The 18,554-nt window shown below is 69.6% G+C and carries 13 protein-coding genes; 4 read left to right on the top strand and 9 right to left on the bottom strand.

Going from position 1 to position 18,554, the window contains the following annotated elements:
- Positions 1-52: 52 nt before the first annotated feature.
- The 3 genes from INQ48_03345 to INQ48_03335 all read left to right on the top strand — a co-directional run bounded on the left by INQ48_03345 (position 53) and on the right by INQ48_03335 (position 4,433).
- Complete coding sequence (locus INQ48_03345) at positions 53-1,189, top strand: ABC transporter substrate-binding protein (protein QRF58316.1); 1,137 nt, start codon at positions 53-55, stop codon at positions 1,187-1,189.
- Between the two features lie 53 nt (positions 1,190-1,242).
- Positions 1,243-2,010 (top strand): class II glutamine amidotransferase, encoded by a 768-nt coding sequence (locus INQ48_03340; GenBank protein ID QRF58315.1) that lies wholly within the window; start codon positions 1,243-1,245, stop codon positions 2,008-2,010.
- 182 nt (positions 2,011-2,192) lie between these two features.
- The gene (locus INQ48_03335; protein QRF58314.1) at positions 2,193-4,433 is read left to right on the top strand and encodes a TonB-dependent receptor; all 2,241 of its coding nucleotides are present in this window, start codon (positions 2,193-2,195) and stop codon (positions 4,431-4,433) included.
- 70 nt (positions 4,434-4,503) lie between these two features.
- Here INQ48_03335 and gshB read toward each other — a convergent pair whose 3' ends face one another.
- Positions 4,504-5,460: a glutathione synthase gene (gene gshB / locus INQ48_03330; GenBank protein ID QRF58313.1), complete on the bottom strand. Its 957-nt coding sequence runs from the start codon at positions 5,458-5,460 to the stop codon at positions 4,504-4,506.
- On the bottom strand, positions 5,460-6,734 hold the full coding sequence (gene benE, locus INQ48_03325) for a benzoate/H(+) symporter BenE family transporter (protein QRF58312.1): 1,275 nt from the start codon (positions 6,732-6,734) through the stop codon (positions 5,460-5,462). Before benE ends, gshB begins: the two co-directional genes overlap by 1 nt.
- A 110-nt stretch (positions 6,735-6,844) precedes the next feature.
- Between benE and INQ48_03320 the strand changes: the two genes are divergently transcribed.
- The gene (locus INQ48_03320; GenBank protein ID QRF58311.1) at positions 6,845-7,768 is read left to right on the top strand and encodes a polysaccharide deacetylase family protein; all 924 of its coding nucleotides are present in this window, start codon (positions 6,845-6,847) and stop codon (positions 7,766-7,768) included.
- A gap of 73 nt (positions 7,769-7,841) precedes the next feature.
- Here the strand turns inward: INQ48_03320 and INQ48_03315 are convergent, their stop codons facing one another.
- The 7 genes from INQ48_03315 to INQ48_03285 all read right to left on the bottom strand — a co-directional run bounded on the left by INQ48_03315 (position 7,842) and on the right by INQ48_03285 (position 18,533).
- Complete coding sequence (locus INQ48_03315) at positions 7,842-9,710, bottom strand: potassium transporter Kup (GenBank protein QRF58310.1); 1,869 nt, start codon at positions 9,708-9,710, stop codon at positions 7,842-7,844.
- Between the two features lie 188 nt (positions 9,711-9,898).
- Positions 9,899-11,197 carry a glutamate--cysteine ligase gene (gene gshA / locus INQ48_03310; protein QRF58309.1) on the bottom strand — a complete coding sequence of 433 codons (1,299 nt, stop codon included), beginning with the start codon at positions 11,195-11,197 and terminating at the stop codon, positions 9,899-9,901.
- 146 nt (positions 11,198-11,343) lie between these two features.
- A complete protein-coding gene (locus INQ48_03305) occupies positions 11,344-12,636 on the bottom strand; it encodes a glutamate-5-semialdehyde dehydrogenase (GenBank protein ID QRF58308.1) in 1,293 nt (430 codons plus the stop codon).
- 47 nt (positions 12,637-12,683) lie between these two features.
- Positions 12,684-13,760 (bottom strand): DNA polymerase III subunit delta, encoded by a 1,077-nt coding sequence (locus INQ48_03300; GenBank protein QRF58307.1) that lies wholly within the window; start codon positions 13,758-13,760, stop codon positions 12,684-12,686.
- 15 nt (positions 13,761-13,775) lie between these two features.
- Complete coding sequence (locus INQ48_03295; GenBank protein ID QRF58306.1) at positions 13,776-14,294, bottom strand: hypothetical protein; 519 nt, start codon at positions 14,292-14,294, stop codon at positions 13,776-13,778.
- Between the two features lie 10 nt (positions 14,295-14,304).
- Positions 14,305-16,935 (bottom strand): leucine--tRNA ligase, encoded by a 2,631-nt coding sequence (locus tag INQ48_03290; GenBank protein QRF58305.1) that lies wholly within the window; start codon positions 16,933-16,935, stop codon positions 14,305-14,307.
- Between the two features lie 89 nt (positions 16,936-17,024).
- On the bottom strand, positions 17,025-18,533 hold the full coding sequence (locus tag INQ48_03285) for an NAD(P)/FAD-dependent oxidoreductase (protein ID QRF58304.1): 1,509 nt from the start codon (positions 18,531-18,533) through the stop codon (positions 17,025-17,027).
- Positions 18,534-18,554: the final 21 nt, after the last annotated feature.

Here is an 18,554-nt window from a genome sequence, read left to right as displayed (position 1 = left end):
CGCCCATCGATTTCAATTGTTATCAGTTGTATCGATTGGACGGTTTTCTCCCATGCATCGTCGGAATTTCATGGCCGCCTCGGCGGCCGCGGCCAGCCTTGGCCTTTTTCCCGTGGCCCGCGCGGCCGAGAACGGCGTCACCGACACCGAGGTGGTGCTCGGCCACACCGGCATCCTGAGCGGCCCGCTGGGCGCGCCGATCAAGGTGGTGATGGCCGGCGCGGGGCTGGCCTTCGACGCCGTCAACGCGCAGGGCGGCGTTTCGGGCCGCAAGATCCGGCTGGTGTCGCTCGACGACGAGCTCTCGCCCGAGAAGGCGGTGGCCAACTACGAGAAGCTGCTCGGCGAACACCGCGCGTTCGCCTTCTTCGGCTGCGTCGGCTCGGCCACCACCGCGGCCGCGGCCAAGGTGCTGTCGCAAAGCGGCGCGCCGATGGTCGCGGGCTACGCGGTGTCGGATTCGGCGCGCGAGAAGGTCATGGGCTCGGGCTACTTCGTGCGCGCCACCTTCGCGCGCGAGGCGCAGGCGCTGGTGCAGCACCTCACGACCATCGGCGTGACGCGCATCGCCTCGGCCTGCCTCGACAACCCGGGCGGCGCCGAAGTCACGAAGCTGGTCGAGGCCGCGCTCGCGGCGCACCAGCTCAAGCCGGTGGCGGCGGTGGCGGTCAAGGGCGACGGCTCGACCAACGCCGCCATGGGCAAGGCGCTGGCCGACAGCAAGGCGCAGGCGGTGATCATGTACCTGGGCGGCGCCATCGGCGGCGAGGTGATGAAGAGCGCCTGGGACGCGGGCGGGCGCCAGATGTTCTACGGCATGTCGATCGTGCCGGGCGACGTCACGGCCAGGCTGGTGGGCGACAAGACCAGCGGGCTGGCGATCTCGCAGGTGGTGCCCTATCCCTGGAGCGAGGTCGATCCGGTGACGCGCGACTACCGCCAGCTCGCCGAGCGCGCCAAGGTCGACATCGGCTACCTGAGCTTCGAGGGCTACGTGAACGCGCTGGTGATGATCGAGTCGCTGCGCCGCGCCGGCCGCGACCTCACGCGCGCGCGGCTGCATGCGGCGCTCAAGGCGATGAAGCTGCGCATCGCCGGCATGGAGGTCGACTTCACCGGCGCCAGCAACACCGGCTCGCGCTTCATCGAGATGGTCCGCGTGACCAAGGAAGGCCGCTTCCTGCGCTGAGGCGGAAGCAAACCCGGGCGCTCGGGTAAGCGGGGGCGGTGTCTAATGGCCCCATGTGTCAATTGCTAGGGATGAACTGCAACACGCCGACCGACGTGACCTTCAGCTTCACGGGGTTCGCGCAGCGCGGTGGCCGCACCGACCACCACGCCGACGGCTGGGGCATCGCCTTCTTCGAGGACCGCGGGCTGCGCCATTTCGTCGACCACCAGCCGGCCTGCGAGTCGCCGGTGGCCGAGCTGATCCGGCGCTACCCGATCCAGAGCCGCAACGTCATCGCCCACATCCGCAAGGCCACCCAGGGCGAGGTCAACCTGCAGAACTGCCACCCCTTCGTGCGCGAGCTGTGGGGCCGCTACTGGGTGTTCGCGCACAACGGCGACCTGAAGGACTTCCGCCCGCGGCTGCACGGCAACTTCCACCCGGTGGGCAACACCGACAGCGAGCACGCCTTCTGCTGGCTGATGCAGGAGCTCGCGAAGTCGCATGCGGGCGTGCCCAGCGTCGAGGAGCTCACGCTCACCTTGCGCGAACTCGCGCCGCAGCTCGCGCGGCACGGCACCTTCAACTTCATGCTCTCGAACGGGCAGGCGCTGTGGGCCCATGCCTCCACGAACCTCTGGTACGTGGAGCGGCGCCATCCCTTCGTGACCGCGCAGCTGTCGGACGAGGACCTCGAGATCGACTTCGCCCAGCACACCACGCCCAACGACCGCGTCGCGGTGGTGGTGACCGCGCCGCTGACCACCAACGAGGAATGGACCGCGTTCCAGCCGGGCGAGCTGCACGTGTTCGTGGACGGGCGGCGTTCGGGGCGCTGAGGGGCGCTGAGGGGCTGCCGCCCGGCGCGGCTTGTTGGACGAGTGCCCGGTTTATTCGGGCAATGCCCCTCCAAATGAAACGTTTTTTCTGACACATTTTTGCAACATTGCAAGAAAGTATCGGTGGACCGACGGAGTCCGTTAACAATAACGGTTCTCATTTGCGTGAAAACGAACCGTCCATGCCCGCCTCCTCCGCCCTACTCCGTGCCAGCCTCCGCCCGACCGTCGCCGCGACGCTGCTCGCCCTCCATGCCCTGACGGCCTCGGCGCAGACCGCCGCGCCGGCACCGGCTGCCGCGACCGCGCCCACCGCCCCCGGCGCCGCGCTGGGCACCATCACCGTCGAAGCCAGCGCCGATGCCTCGGCTGAAGGCCTGACCAAGCCCTACGCGGGCGGCCAGGTGGCGCGCGGCGGCCGGGTCGGCATCCTGGGCAACCAGGACATGATGTCGACGCCGTTCTCGGCCACCAGCTACACCGCCGACCTGATCCAGGACCAGCAGGCCAAGAGCGTGGCCGACGTGCTGCTCAACAATCCCTCGATCCGGCAGGCGCGCGGCTTCGGCAACTTCCAGGAGCTCTACATGGTGCGCGGCTTCCAGCTGGGCTCCGACGACATCTCCTACAACGGCCTGTACGGCATGCTGCCGCGCCAGTACGTGGCGTCCGAGCTGTTCGAGCGCGTCGAGGTCTTCCTCGGCGCCAGCACCTTCCTCAACGGCGCGGCACCGGCCGGCAGCGGCATCGGTGGCGCGATCAACCTGCTGCCCAAGCGCGCGCCCAACGATCCGATCACGCGCGTGAGCGCCGGCGTGCAGAGCGGCGGCCAGGGCTACGTGGCGGCCGACATCGCGCGCCGCTTCGGCCCCGACCAGAGCACCGGCATCCGCCTGAATGCCGTGCGCCGCGACGGCGGCACCGGCATCGACGACGAGAAGCGCGAACTCAGCGCGCTGGGCCTGGGCTTCGACTGGCGCAACCGCAACGTGCGCATCTCGGCCGACGTCGGCTTCCAGGACCACGAGATCCGCGGCGGCCGCCCCAACGTGACGCCGGCCTCCAACCTGCCGATTCCGCGCGCGCCCGACGCCAGCAGCAACTTCGCGCAATCCTGGACCTACGCGAAGGAACGCGACACCTTCGCCACCGCACGCGCCGAAGTCGACGTCACCGACAACGTCACGGCCTGGGCCGCCGCCGGCGTGCGCCGCGGCACGGAGTCGAACGTGCTGGCCAATCCCACCCTCACCAATGCCTTCGGCAACCTGTCGAACTACCGCTTCGACAACGTGCGCAAGGACGAAGTCAGCACCGGCGAGATCGGCCTGCGCGGCAAGTTCCAGACCGGCTCCGTCGGCCACACGGTGACGGTATCGGCGGCCATGTACGACAACAAGCGCCGCAACGCCTATGCCTTCTCGAGCTTCGGCGGCCTGACGGACAACCTCTACGCCCACTACGACTCCTTCATCCCGCTCGCAAATGCGACCACGGCGGGCGGGATCCTGTCCAATCCGCTGGTGCAATCGCGCTACCGCTCCAAGAGCGTGGCGATCGCGGACACCATGTCCTTCGTCGACGACCGCCTGCTGGTCACGCTCGGCGCGCGTCGCCAGAACATCGACCAGGACACCTACAGCTACACCACCGGGCTGCCCACCGACGGCTACGAGTCGGCGCGCACGACGCCGGTGGCCGGCGTCGTGTTCAAGGCCACGAAGGAAGTCTCGGTCTACGCCAACTACATCGAGGCGCTGCTGCCCGGCGAAACGGCCCCGAGCACGACGTCCAGCGGCATCGTGCTGAACGGCGGCACGGTGTTCGCCCCCTATCGCTCGAAGCAGAAGGAAATCGGCGTCAAGTACGACGGCGGCAACCTCGGCGGCAGTCTCTCGGCCTTCTCGACCACCCAGCCGCAATACTTCGTGCAGAGCGGCACCTTCGGCCCCAACGGCGAGCAGCGCAACCAGGGCGTGGAACTCAACCTCTTCGGCGAACCCGTCAAGGGCCTGCGCCTGCTGGGCGGCCTGACCTGGCTCGACGCCGAACAGCGCCGCACCGCCAACGGCGCCACCGACGGCAAGACCGCCATCGGCGTGCCCAAGACGCAGCTCAACATCGGCGGCGAATGGGACGTGCCAGGCGTGCGCGGCCTGGCGCTCAATGCGCGCGTGATCCACACCACGAAGCAGTACGCCAATGCCGCCAACACGCAGGTGCTGCCCGCCTGGACCCGCGTTGACGCCGGCGTGCGCTACCTGATGGACATCGGCAACGGCCGTGCACTGACGCTGCGCGCGCGCATCGACAACCTGTTCGACAAGTCGTACTGGGCCTCGACCGGCGGCTATCCGGGCGCCAACTACCTCGTGCTCGGCGCCCCGCGCACCTTCTCGGTCAGCGGCACCGTCGACTTCTGATCGCCCCATGAGCAACGGCCCCGGCGGCGCATGACGCGTCGCCGGGGCCGTTGTCGTTGGGGGCTCGCCCTCAGGCCGCCTGCTTCAGATGCGCCTCCAGCGCATCGACGAACATCGCCGGCACGTCGAAGCCGGTCTGCTCGGTGATCTCCTGGAAGCAGGTCGGGCTGGTCACGTTGATCTCGGTCACCGAGTCGCCGATCACGTCGAGGCCGATCAAGAGCAGCCCGCGCGGCGCGAGCGCGCGGCCCACGATCTCGGCGATCTCGCGGTTGCGCGGCGTGAGCGGCTGGGCCACGCCCTTGCCGCCGGCCGCGAGGTTGCCGCGCACCTCGGTGCCCTGCGGGATTCGCGCCAGCACGAAGGGCGCGGGCTCGCCCGCGATGATCAGGATGCGCTTGTCGCCCTCGACCACGTCGGGCACGAAGCGCTGCACCATGATGGTTTCGGCGCCGTCCTTGTTGAGCGTCTCGACGATCGAGCCGAGGTTCAGCGCGTCCTGCTTCACGCGGAAGATGCCCATGCCGCCCATGCCGTCGAGCGGCTTCAGGATGATGTCGCCGTGCTGCGCATGGAAGTCGCGCACCGCCTGCGCGCTGCGCGTGACCAGCGTGGGCGCGGTGAACTGCGGAAACTCCATGATGGCGAGCTTCTCTGGGTGGTCGCGCAGCGCGCGCGGCTTGTTCACCACGCGCGCGCCCTCGCGCTCGGCCTGCTCGAGCAGGTGGGTGGCGTAGATGTACTCGGCGTCGAAGGGCGGGTCCTTGCGCATCAGCACGGCGTCGAAGTCGGCCAGCTCCTTGCTCTCGACGATGTCGACGGCATACCAGTCCTTCGGGTCGCCGGTCAGCGTGACCTGGCGCACCGTGGCCGTGACCTTGCCGCCCGACACCCACTGCAGGTCCTGCGGCAGGCAGGCCGCGATGCGGTGGCCGCGGCGCTGGGCCTCGCGCATCATCGAGAAGGTGGTGTCCTTGTAGATCTTGAAGTGATCGAGCGGGTCGGCCACGAAGAGGATGTTTTTCATCAGGAGGTCTTTCCGGCGCCCGGCGGGGCCGCCATGTTGCTGCTGTCGGTCGCGATGTTGCCGGAAGCCGCGAGGCCCTGGCCGGCCGGGGCTTTTGGCAGGCCCGGCCGGCGGCCCAGCCGCTGCACCGCGAGCGCGAACGCGCCCGCCACCACGCCCCAGAAGGCCGAGCCGATGCCGGCGATGGTCACGCCCGAGAGCGTGACCAGGAAGGTGATCAGCGCGGCCTCGCGGTGCGGCTCGTCGCGTACCGCCGCGGCCAGCCCGCCGCCGATGGTGCCGAGCAGCGCGAGTCCCGCGATGGCCGCCACCAGCTCCTTCGGGAAGGCCGTGAGCAGCCCGGTCACGGCCGCGCCGAACAGGCCGATCACGACGTAGATCGCGCCGCAGCTCACGGCCGCGGTGTAGCGCCGCGCCGGGTCTTCATGGGCTTCGCGGCCCATGCAGATCGCGGCGGTGATGGCGCTGAGGTTGAGCGCGAAGGCGCCGAAGGGCGCGAGCACCAGCGTGGCGAGGCCGCTGAGGGTGATGAGCTTGCTGACCGGCAGCTCGCCATAGCCGGCGGCGCGGATCGCGGCCACGCCCGGCAGGTTCTGCGAGGCCATGGTGACGACGAACAGCGGCAGCGCCAGGCTCACGATCGCCTGCCAGTGGAACACCGGCATGACGAACACCGGCCAGGTCAGCGAAACATGCACCGCCGACCAGGCGAGCTCGCCGCGCGCGGCCGCGAAGGCGATCGCCACCAGCAGCGTGAGCGGCACCGCATAGCGCGGCAGCCAGCGCTTGCCCACGAGGTAGGTGGCCAGCATCAGCAGCACCAGCGGCAGCGCGGTCTGCGCCGCGGTGAAGGCCGCGAGGCCGAAGCGCGCGAGCACGCCGGCCAGCAGCGCCGAGGCGATGGCCATCGGGATGCGGTTCATCACGCGCTCGAACCAGCCGGTGGCACCGGCCGCCACGATCAGCAGCGCGCAGACGACGAAGGCGCCGACCGCCTCGCCCATGCCGTGGCCCACGCCGGCCACCGCCAGCACCGCGGCGCCGGGCGTGCTCCAGGCGATCATCACGGGCTTGCGCCACCACAGCGAGGGCAGCGCCGAGGCCAGCCCCATGCCGATGCCCAGCGCCCACATCCACGAGGCCACCATCTCGGGCGTGGCGCCGAAGGCCTGCGCGGCCTGGAACACGATGGCCACCGAACTCGTGAAACCGACGAGCACGGCGACGAAGCCGGCGGTGAAGGCGGAGAGGCTCAGGTCCTTGAAGAAACGCATCGCGCGATTGTGCCGGGCCGCCCGCGCTGGCTCGCGCTGGCCGAACGATGGTCAACAATTTTCGATCGATATGTCGACCATCGGGCACGAGGCTTGCAGGCGGCCTGGGCATGACGACACGCTGGCCCGAACTGCTGCCCTCGCACGACCGCTTCGACTACCGGCCGATCACGCGCCGGCCCGACTACCGCTGGCCCAACGGCGCGCGGCTCGCGGTCTACCTCGGCTTCAACCTCGAGCACTTCGCCTTCGGCGACGGGCTGGGCGCCTGCCTCGGCCCGGCCTCGCCGCAGCCCGACGTGCTCAACCACGGCTGGCGCGAGTACGGCAACCGCGTGGGCGCCTGGCGCTGCCTCGAGCTGTTCGACGCGCTCGCGCTGCCCACGGGCGCGCTGGTCAACACCGCGCTCTACGACCACTGCCCGGAACTGGTGCAGGCGGTGGTGGCGCGCGGCGACGAGCTGATCGGCCACGGCCACAGCAATGCCGAGCGCCAGGGCACGCTCGGCGAAGACCACGAGCGCGCGCTGCTGGTGCGCTGCCGCGAGCGCATGGCGCGCGAGAGCGGGCAGGCGCCCGCGGGCTGGCTGTCGCCGTGGATCTCCGAGAGCCCGCGCACGCCCGACCTGCTGGCCGAGACCGGCTACGGCTACACGCTCAACTGGTGCCACGACGACCAGCCGGTGCGCATGCGCACGCGCGGCGGCGGCGCGATCTGGTCGGTGCCCTATCCGCAGGAGCTCAACGACATCCCGATGATCGTGGGCCGGCTGATGGACGCGAAGGACTTCTGCGCGATGGTGCTCGACAACTTCGAGGAGATGCTCGCTCAGTCGCGCGCCCAGCCGCTGGTGATGGGCCTCGCGCTGCATCCCTACATCGTGGGCCAGCCCTACCGGCTGCGCCACCTGCGTGGCGTGCTGACGCAGCTGGCGTTCGCGCGCGACCGCGGCGAGATCTGGTTCACCACGCCCGGCGCGATCGCGGCGCACATGGGGCAGCTCGCGCGGGAGCGGCCAACGGACTTCGACTGAAAGCGGACAGCCGAACGCAGAAGAAAGCCAAAAGCACGCAGAGGCCGCGACTTCTGCGTTCGGCTGTCCGAATTCAGATCTCTATCTTCGAGCCCAGCTCCACCACCGCGTTATTCGGCAGCCCCAGGAAGGCCGCCGCGCCGCTCGCGTTGTGGTGCATCTGCGCGAACAGCTTCTCGCGCCAGGGCGCCATGCCGCTGCCCAGCGTGGGGATCACGACGTCGCGCGAGAGGAAGTAGCTGGTCAGCATCGGCTCGAGCTGGCAGCCGCGCAGGCGCGCGTTGTCGAGCGCGCGCGGCAGGTCGATGTCGTTCTTGAAGCCGTAGTGCACGATCACCTGCCAGCAATGGCGGCCCAGCGGCTCGATCTCTATGCGCTTGTCCATCGGGATCCACGGCACCTCGTGGTTGCGCACGGTGACGAACAGGTTCTGCTCGTGCAGCACCTTGTTGTGCTTGAGGTTGTGCAGCAGCGCGTTGGGCACCACGCCGGGCTCGGCCGTGAGAAACACGGCGGTGCCGTCCACGCGCACCGGCGGGTTCTCGAACACCGAGTCGAGGAAGGCCTGCAGCTCGATCGCGTCGGAGCGCTGCACCTCGCCCATGAGGCGGCGCCCTTCCTTCCAGGTGATCATGAGCATGAACACCGCGCCGCCGATCACCAGCGGGAACCAGCCGCCCTCGGGCAGCTTGAGCAGGTTCGACGCGAAGAACATGAAGTCGATGAAGAAGAAGGCCGCGGTCGAGGCGATGCACAGCGCCAGCGGCAGCTTCCAGGCGTAGCGGATCACGAAGAAGGTCAGCACCGTGGTGATCAGCATGTCGGTGGTCACGGCGATGCCGTAGGCCGCGGCCAGGCTGCTCGAGGAGCGGAACATGACGACCGCCAGCACGATCGCCACGAACAGGCCCCAGTTGACCAGCGGGATGTAGATCTGGCCGGCCGTGCGCACGCTGGTGTGCTCGATGTTCAGGCGCGGCAGGTAGCCGAGCTGGATCACCTGGCGCGTGACGCTGAAGGCGCCGGTGATCAGGGCCTGCGAGGCGATCACCGTCGAGGCGGTGGCCAGCAGCACCAGCGGGATCAGCGCCCACTCGGGCGCCATCATGAAGAACGGGTTCTTCACCGCCTCGGGGTTGGCCAGGAGCAGCGCGCCCTGGCCGAAGTAGTTGAGGATCAGCGCCGGCATCACCACGGTGAACCAGGCGATGCGGATCGGCGCCTTGCCGAAGTGGCCGAGGTCGGCGTACAGCGCCTCGGCGCCGGTCACGCACAGCACGATGGCGCCCAGCAGGATGAAGCTGGTGCCGGGGTTGTCCCAGATGAACTTGAGCGCGTAGAACGGGCTCAGGGCCTTGAGGATCTCGGGGTGGTCGACGATGTGCCACACGCCCAGCACCGCCAGCGCGAGGAACCACACCAGCGTGATCGGCCCGAAGAAGCGGCCGATGCCCGCGGTGCCGTGCTTCTGCACCGCGAACAGGCCGAACAGCACCACCAGGGTGATCGGGATCACGTAGTGCTTGAAGTGCGGCGACACCACCTCCAGGCCCTCGACCGCCGAGAGCACCGAGATCGCCGGCGTGATGACCCCGTCGCCGTAGAACAGCGAGGTGCCGAAGATGCCGATCACCAGCAGCAGGTGGCGAAGCCGCGGCTTGTCGGCCACGGCGCGCGAGGCCAGCGCCAGCATCGCGACCAGGCCGCCCTCGCCCTCGTTGTCGGCGCGCAGCACGAGCACCACGTACTTGAGCGAGACGATGGTGGTGAGCGTCCAGACGAACATCGAGAGGATGCCGTAGACGTTCTCGACGGTGAAGGGAACGTGGCCGTGGCCGAAGACTTCCTTGACGGCGTACAGCACGCTGGTGCCGATGTCGCCATAGACGACGCCGATGGCGCCGACGATCAGGCCGGCGGAGAGGGATTTGGGGGCTGACACGAGGTCGATGGGAAAAGGGCCGGTGGCTCGCGATGACGACGCATCAGGTATGCCAGGGGGCGTGCCCGGGCGGACGGTGCATCCGCCGCGCCTCGATCCTCGCCCTCGCCGCCCTTCGATTTCCGTTGCTGTGGGGCCGCTATTCTGCCGTCACCCGCGCGGGCCGCAAAGACGGCGCGCGGAGGGGGTCATTCGTAGACTTCGGCGTCCGGGTCGGTGGCTTCCATCTCGTAGCTGGCGGCGACCATCGCGAGCCGGCCGACCACGCCATACATGTAGAAGCGGTTGGGCGCGCTGGCGCCGGGCTTGGCGCCGGGCTGCGGCATGTGGGCGCTCTCGGAGAAGGCCAGCGGCACGAAGCTCGCGCCCGGCAGCTTGAGGTTCTCGTCGGGCGCGCTGTCGGCATGCACGCGGTAGAAGCCGCCGACCACGTAGCGGTCCATCATGTAGACCACCGGCTCGGCCACGCCGTTGTGCACGCGCTCGTTGGTCAGCACGCCTTCCTGCACGATGATCTCGCCGGGTTCGCGCGCACCGGCCGGCCGGGCGGCCGCGCCGCGCGCCTTGGCCACGAGGCCCTCGACCTCCTTGGCGTCGCGCACCGTCAGCACGCGCGGGCCCTCGGCGCCGCTCTGGCCCTTGACCACCACGAACGGCTTCTCGTTGATGCCGTATTCCTTGTACTTGCGCCGCACCTTGGTCAGCACCGCGTCGACGTGGCTGGTCAGCACGTCGAGGCCGCGGCCCTCGGCCAGGTCGACGCCGTCGGCGCGCGCGTAGATCGGGTTGATGAGCCAGGGATCGATGCCCAGCAGCTTGCCGAAGCGCTTGGACAGTTCTTCGTAGCTGTGCAGGTGGTTGCTCTTGCGGCGCACCGACCAGCCCGCGTGCAGCGGCGGCAGCAGGTACTGCTCGTGCAGGTCCTCGAGGATGCCCGGCGTGCCCGCCGAGAGCGAGTTGTTCAGCAGGATGGTGCAGGGATCGAAGTTCTTCAGCCCCAGGCGGCGCTTGGTGCGCACCACCGGCTCGAGCGTGACGACGTCGCCGTGCGGCAGCTCGATCTTCTTGGGCGACTTGATCGCCGGATCGATCGAGCCCACGCGCACGTTGAGCCCGGCCATGTGGAAGATCCGCACCATCTGCGCCACGTTGGCGAGGTAGAAGCTGCTGCTCTTGGCGTTGTTCTCGGGGATCACCAGCAGGTTGCGCGCCTCCGGACAGATCTTCTCGATCGCGGCCTGCGCGGCCTGCACCGCCAGCGGCAGCATTTCCTTGGTGAGGTTGTTCCAGCCGCCGGGGAAGAGGTTGGTGTCGACCGGCGCCAGCTTGAAGCCCGCGTTGCGGATGTCGACCGCGCTGTAGAACGGCGGCGTGTGCTCCATCCACTCGAGCCGGAACCAGCGCTCGATGGCGGGCATCGAGTCGAGCACCCGCTGCTCCAGTTCGTTGATCGGGCCGGTCAAGGCTGTGACGAGATGCGGAACCATGCGGCGGCCTTCTTTGTTTTCTACTGAACGGTATGCGGGATTCTAGGATTTGGGGACACGAACCCCGATGACAAGCACCATGGCCTACGTGGAATCCACACGCGCCGCCGGTGCGAAGGGCACCGAACGGCGCCCGTCGCGCCCCTTCAGGTCCGGACTTCGCCCTGCCCCAGCACCACGTACTTGAGCGAGGTCAGCCCTTCGATGCCCACCGGTCCGCGGGCGTGGAACTTGTCGGTGCTGATGCCGATTTCGGCCCCCAGGCCGAACTCGAAACCGTCGGCGAAGCGTGTGCTCGCATTGACCATGACGCTGGCCGAATCGACCTCGCGCAGGAAACGCTGGGCATTCACGTGGTCGCGCGTGACGATCGCGTCGGTGTGGTGGCTCGAGTAGTGGTTGATGTGCGCGATGGCCTCCTCGAGGCCCGCCACCACCTTGATGCTGATCACCGCGGCCAGGTATTCCTCGGACCAGTCGGATTCGACCGCATCGACCACCTTTGCTCCCGGATCGATAGCACCATCGGCGCGCAAGATCTGGGCCGCGGCCGGATCGCAGCGCATCTCGACGCCCTTGGCGGCGAAGACGGCGCCGATCTTCGGCAGGAAGTCCTCGGCCACCGAGGCCGCCACCAGCAGGCCTTCGGCGGCGTTGCAGGGGCTGTACTTCTGGGTCTTGGCGTTGTCGACGATGCGCAGCGCCATGCCGAACTCGGCCGTGTCGTCGACGTAGACGTGGCAGTTGCCGTCCAGGTGCTTGATGACCGGCACCTTGGCGTCGCGGCTGATGCGCTCGATCAGGCCCTTGCCGCCGCGCGGGATGATCACGTCGACGAACTGCGGCATCGCGATCAGCTGGCCGACGGCCTCGCGGTCGGTGGTCTGCACCAGCTGCACCGCCTCGACCGGCAGGCCGGCCTCGGCCAGTGCCTCGGACACCAGCAGCGCCAGCGCCTTGTTCGACTCGATGGCCTCCGAGCCGCCGCGCAGGATGGCGGCGTTGCCCGACTTGATCGCCAGGCTCGCGGCCTCGATGGTCACGTTGGGACGGCTCTCGTAGATCATGCCGAAGACGCCGATCGGCACGCGCATCTGGCCGACGCGGATGCCGCTGGGCTGCTGCCTCATGCCGATGATCTCGCCGATCACGTCGGCCATGCCCGCGAGCTGCTCGCAGCCGAGGGCGACGGTCTCGATCACCTTGGGCCCGAGCTTCAGGCGGTCGACCATCGGCGCCGACAGGCCGGCGGCCGTGGCGCGCTCGAGATCCTTCTGGTTGGCCGTGGCCAGCACCGCGCCGGCTTCGCGCAGGCGCCGGGCCAGCGCCTTCAACGCTACGTTTTTGGTAGCTACATCCGCACGCGCCATGAGGGCGGCGGCCGTTTTTGCCTGCAGACCCAGGGTCTGCATGTGTTCACTGACATTGAACGCGTTCATGTGGGCATTTTCCCACGCCAACCTCGCGGGCGGCTGACGCCGGGAATTCAGGCGCGGCGCGATGCCGCGGCGCCGCCGTTGCCGCAGGCGCGGCACAGCATCAGCGCCAGCCGCTGCAGCGCCTGCCAGCCGCCGGCCGGCCAGTCGGGCTGCTTCAGGCCCTTGACGATGCCGTCGACCAGGTGCGCCGCGCGCAGCAGCCGCGCGAGCATGCGGTCGTCCAGCCGCGGCAGCACGCGCTCGAAGGCGCGCTCGCGCGGGCCCCAGATGCGGTTCTCGCGCAGCGCCATCGGCAGCGGCCGGCCCGCGGCCATGGCGTCCTTCACGCGCTTGAGCGCGCGGATGTCCTCGGCCAGCGTGTAGTGCACCAGCACCTCGGCCTCGCCCTCGGCCTGCAGGCCGTCGAGCATGCGCGCCACGCGCTGCGGGTTGCCGCCGAGCACGGCCTCCGACAGCTTGAAGACGTCGTAGCGCGCGACGTTGTTGACCGCGCCCTCGACCTCCTCCCAGCCGAGTTCGCCCTCCGGATGCAGCAGCGCGAGCTTCTGGATCTCCTGGTGCGCCGCGAGCAGGTTGCCCTCGACGCGGTCGGCGAAGAACTGCAGCGTGCGCTGGCCCTCGTCGCCGGGCTTCACGCGTTGGCCCTGCAGCGCGAGCCGCTGCGCGATCCACTGCGGCAGCGCGGCGCGCTCGATCGGGTCGACCTGGATGCTGGCGCCGTGGTTCTCGAGCGCCGAGAACCAGGCGCCGGTGCGCGTGGCCTTGTCGAGCCGCGGCAGCATCACCAGCGTGAGCGTGCCCTCGTTCGACGCCGCGCCCTCGGCGATCTGCTGCAGCGCGACGCTGCCGTCCTTGCCGGGCTTGCCCGAGGGGATGCGGATCTCGACCATCTGCTTGTCGGCGAACAGCGAGAGCGATCCGCCGGCCGCGAGCACCGCGCTCCAGTCGAAGTGCGCGCCGGCCACGGTGTACGAGCTGCGCTCGGTATGGCCCTGCGCGCGCGCCGCCGCGCGGATGGCGTCGGCCGCCTCCTGCGCGAGCAGCGGCTCGTCGCCGTGGATGGTGTAGAGCGGCTTCAGCCCCTTCTGCAGGTGGGCCGAAAGCTGGGCGCTGGCAAGCTGCATCGCGTCAGCGGCCGCTCACAGCGCCTTCACCGCCCCGAGGCGGCGCACCAGCTGCTGCGCGATGTCGATCTGCATGTCGCGGTACAACAGTTCGGCCTCGCCTTCCTTGGCCAGCGCGTTGGTCTCGTTGAAGGTCAGGTCGCGTGTCTGCGTGAGCTCGGTGGCCGCCAGCAGGTCCTTGCCGTCCTGCGAGCGCAGCCGGAAGCGCACCTTGAGCACGAGCTGGGTCTCGCGCAGCAGGCCGACCGAGTTGGTCGACACCACCAGCCGCTCGCGGTCCTCGCCGAGGATCTCGAGCACCGCCTCGGCGCTCTTGTCGTCGCCCGGCAGCAGGGTCACCGTGCCGGCCGCGCGCAGGTTGCGGCGGATCTGGCTGACGAGTGCCGAGTTGCCCGAGATCGCGATCGACTTGAAGGCGAAGACCGGCGGCTTGCGCAGCTCGAAGCCGCAACCGGCCAGGCCCAGCGAGGCGCCGCCGGCCGCCAGGCCCAGGAGGAAGCCGCGGCGCGGCAGCGAGACAGTGCGGATGTTCATGCTTGCTCGTTCAAATGACCACGTTGACCAGGCGGCCCGGCACCACGATCACGCGCTTGGCGCTCGCGCCCGGCGCGAAGGCGGTGAAGTCCTCGCAGGCCAGCGCGAGCTTCTCGATCTCGTCCTTGGAAGCGCCGGCCGGCACCAGCAGCTTGCCGCGCAGCTTGCCGTTGACCTGCAGCATCAGCTCGATCTCGTCCTGCGCCAGCGCCTCGACGTCGACCACGGGCCACGGCGCGTCGAGCAGGGCGCCGAGCGCCTTTTCGTAGCCGAGCTCGGTCCACAGCTGCTGGGCGATGTGCGGCGTGGCGGGATAGAGGCAGCGCAGCAGGATGCCGAAGCCTTCGTGCAGCGCGGCCGCGTCGCCCGCGCTGCCGTCGGGCTTGAAGCCCTCGAGCGCGTTGAGCAGCTTCATCGCGCCCGACACCACGGTGTTGTATTGCATGCGCTGGTAGTCGTAGTCGACCTGGCGCAGCACGGTGTGCACGTCGCGGCGCAGCGCCTGGGCCGGCTTGCCGTAGGCCGGCTTGCCGCCCGCGGGCGCCGCGAGCGCGGACTGCGCCGCGCCGAAGTTCCACACCCGGCGCAGGAAGCGGTAGCTGCCCTCGACGGCCGCGTCGTTCCACTCGAGCGTGGCTTCGGGCGGCGCCGTGAACATGGTGTACAGGCGCGCGGTGTCGGCGCCGTACTTCTCGATCAGGTCCTGCGGGTCGACGCCGTTGCGCTCGCTCTTGCCCATCTTGCCGACGCCGCCGTACTCGACCTTGGTGCCGTCGGCCGCGGTGCCGCCGACGATGCGGCCCTGCGCATCGAGCTCCGGCGTGACTTCCGAGGGCGGGAAGTAGTCCTTGCCGCCCTTCTCGTTGCGCGCGTAGAAGATCTGGTTGAGCACCATGCCCTGCGTCAGCAGCTTGCTGAAGGGCTCGTCGGCCTTCACCAGGCCGAGGTCGCGCATCACCTTGGTCCAGAAGCGCGCGTACAGCAGGTGAAGAATCGCGTGCTCGATGCCGCCGATGTACTGGTCCATCGGCATCCAGTAGTCGGCGCCCTCGGCCACCATCGCCTGGTCGTTCTTCGGGTCGCAGTAGCGCATGAAGTACCACGACGAGTCGACGAAGGTGTCCATCGTGTCGGTCTCGCGCCGCGCGGCCTTGCCGCACACCGGGCACACCACGCCGGCATGGAAGCCTTCGTGCTTGTTCAGCGGATTGCCGGAACCGTCGGGCACGCAGTCGGTGGGCAGCACCACCGGCAGGTCCTTCTCGGGCACCGGCACCGCGCCGTGCTCCTCGCAATGGATGATCGGGATCGGCGTGCCCCAATAGCGCTGGCGGCTCACGCCCCAGTCGCGCAGGCGCCAGGTGGTCTGCAGCTCGCCCAGGCCCTTCTGGCCCAGCGCATGCGCCACGGCGGCCACGGCCTCCTTGTAGCTCATGCCGCTGAAGTTGTCGGAGTTGATGGTCACGCCGCGCTGCTTGTCGCCGTACCAGTCCTGCCACTTGTGATAGTCGAAGTGCGGCTCGTCGTCGACCAGCACCACCTGGATGATCTCGATGCCGTACTTGTTGGCGAAGGCGAAGTCGCGCTCGTCGTGCGCGGGCACGCCCATCACGGCGCCGTCGCCGTAGCCGATCAGCACGTAGTTGCCGACCCACACCGGCACCTGCTCCTCGGTGATCGGGTGCGTCACGGTCAGGCCCGTGGGCACGCCCTTCTTCTCCTGCGTGGCGAGCTCGGCCTCGGTGGTGCCGCCGCTCTTGCACTCCTCGATGAAGGCCGCGACCTTCGGGTCGAGCGTGGCGGCATGCGCGGCCAGCGGATGCTCGGGCGCGACGGCGCAGAAGGTCACGCCCATGATGGTGTCGGCGCGCGTGGTGAACACGTACATGCGGCCGTCCTGGATCGGCTGGCCGTCGGCACCCTGGATGTCATGGGTGAAGGCGAAGCGCACGCCCTCGCTCTTGCCGATCCAGTTCTCCTGCATCAGCTTGACGCGCTCGGGCCAGCCCGGCAGCTTGTGCTGGGTGTGCTCGAGCAGTTCCTCGGCGTAGTCGCTGATCTTCAGGTAGTAGCCCGGGATCTCGCGGCGCTCGACCGTGGCGCCGGTGCGCCAGCCCTTGCCGTCGATCACCTGCTCGTTGGCCAGCACGGTCTGGTCGACCGGGTCCCAGTTCACGACCTGGGTCTTGCGGTAGGCGATGCCCTTCTCGAGCATCTTGAGGAACAGCCACTGGTTCCACTTGTAGTAGCTCGGATCGCAGGTGGCGATCTCGCGGCTCCAGTCGATCGCCAGGCCCATGGCCTGGAGCTGGCCCTTCATGTAGGCGATGTTCTCGTAGGTCCACTTGGCCGGCGGCACGCCGTTCTTGAGCGCCGCATTCTCGGCCGGCAGGCCGAAGGCGTCCCAGCCCATGGGCATCAGCACGTTGTAGCCGCTCATGCGCAGGTAGCGCGTGAGCATGTCGTTGATCGTGTAGTTGCGCACGTGGCCCATGTGCAGCTTGCCGCTGGGGTACGGCAGCATCGAGCAGGCGTAGTACTTCTTGCGGCTCGCGTCCTCGGTCACGCGGTAGGCATCGGCGGCGCTCCATTGCGCCTGGGCAGCGGACTCGACGTCGCTGGGTTTGTAGCTGGGGTTCATGACGGGGCTTCGGCAGGAGCCCGGCGCGGGGCGGCCGGGAAGGCGGATTATCGCGCCCCGGCCGCCGGGCTCCCGCCGGGCCGGGCCATTCAGCCGGCTTTGGGTGCCGGCCGCCGGTCGGGCGGCGGCGCGGGCGTCCATTCGTCGCCGTACAGCTCGGGCTCGGCGTAGGCCTCGATGTTGGCGAAATGCCGCTCGAAGTCCTCGCGGTAGAACAGCCCCGCGATGCCCGCGGCCAGCCGCTTGGCACCGTCGCTGATGGCCGGGATGTCGCCCGAGACCGTGCCGTGCGAGAGCGCGGCCGGATAGCAGAAGCAGTGGATGCGCGCGAGCCCGGGGCACGCGTCCGCCACCCGTTCCTTGAACTCGAACACCGGGCCCAGGTCGGGCGAATCGGCCAGCTCCTGGTCCTCCTCGCCGGGCGCGGGCACGTAACGCTCCTTCCAGGTCCGCACATGGGGTGCGATGGCGGCGAACTCGGGGCGCGCGGCCCAGTCGACCTTGAAGCCGGTCGAGACGATCAGGAAGTCGAACTCGAAATTCGCGCGCGGCGTCGCCACGCGGATCGCGCCGTCGCCGGCCAGCGCCACCGCCTCGACCGGGCAGCCGAAGTTGAAGAAGGCGTTGGCGAAGCGCGACACGCGCAGGGTGCTGCCGTGCGGCGGCGGCACGTTGAGCCGGTTGATGTAGTGGCGCACGCGCCACTTGTGCTCGTCGGGCAGGTCGTAGTGCCCCTGGGTCAGGCCCGGCACGCCCGCGCCCTTGCCCTTGTTGACGCGCGGCAGGTCGGGGCGGCGGATCAGCAGCTCGACGCTGTGGGCGCCGGCCTCCAGCGCGGTGGCGGCACTGTCCATGGCCGAGGAGCCCGCGCCGATCACGCCCACGCGCAGCCCGGCGAGCCGGCCGTAGTCCATGGCGTCGGACGAATGCGCCCAGCGCTCGCGCGGCAGGCGGCCCACGAAATCCGGCACCGCCGGGCCGCCGAGGCCGTCGCGCCCGGTGGCCAGCACCACGCGGCGCGCGAACACGCGCCGCGCACCGGCGGGCGTGCGCAGGTCCAGCCGCACCAGCGCCCCATCGGCCTCGGGCACGATCGCCGTCACCGCGCAGTCGTTGCGCACCTCGAGCGCCATCGCGCGCCGGTACCAGCGCAGGTAGTCCATCCACTGCAGCCGCGGGATCTTGTCGAGCGCGGCCCAGGCGGCGCTGCCGTGCTGGGCCTCGAACCAGGCGCGGAAGCTCAGCGCCGCGAGCCCCAGCGCCGGGCCGGTGAGCTCCTTCGGCGAGCGCAGCGTCTCCATGCGCGCGGTGGTGGCCCAGGGCCCCTCGAAACCCTCGGGCGCGCGGTCGAACACCACGGCGCGGATGCCCTGGTTCGCGAGCGCGGCCGCCGCGGCCAGCCCGGCCTGCCCGCCGCCGACGATGGCCACATCGAGCACCGCCTCGCCTTCGTGTTCGCAGGCCGGCATCCAGGCACGGGCGCGCCAGCCCAGGATGTCGAGGTCGCGCGCGAGCCGGCGCTCGAGCGCGGGCAGGCCTTCGGCATCGGAAGCGGGGAGCGGGGAACCCGCGGCGGCGTGGGGAGTCGTCTCTGTCATGGAGGGCGTGCAGTGTAGAGA

Origin of the sequence: Variovorax paradoxus (assembly GCA_016806145.1) — a bacterium.
GTDB lineage: Bacteria > Pseudomonadota > Gammaproteobacteria > Burkholderiales > Burkholderiaceae_C > Variovorax.
This window is presented reverse-complemented; position numbering and strand designations above follow the sequence as displayed.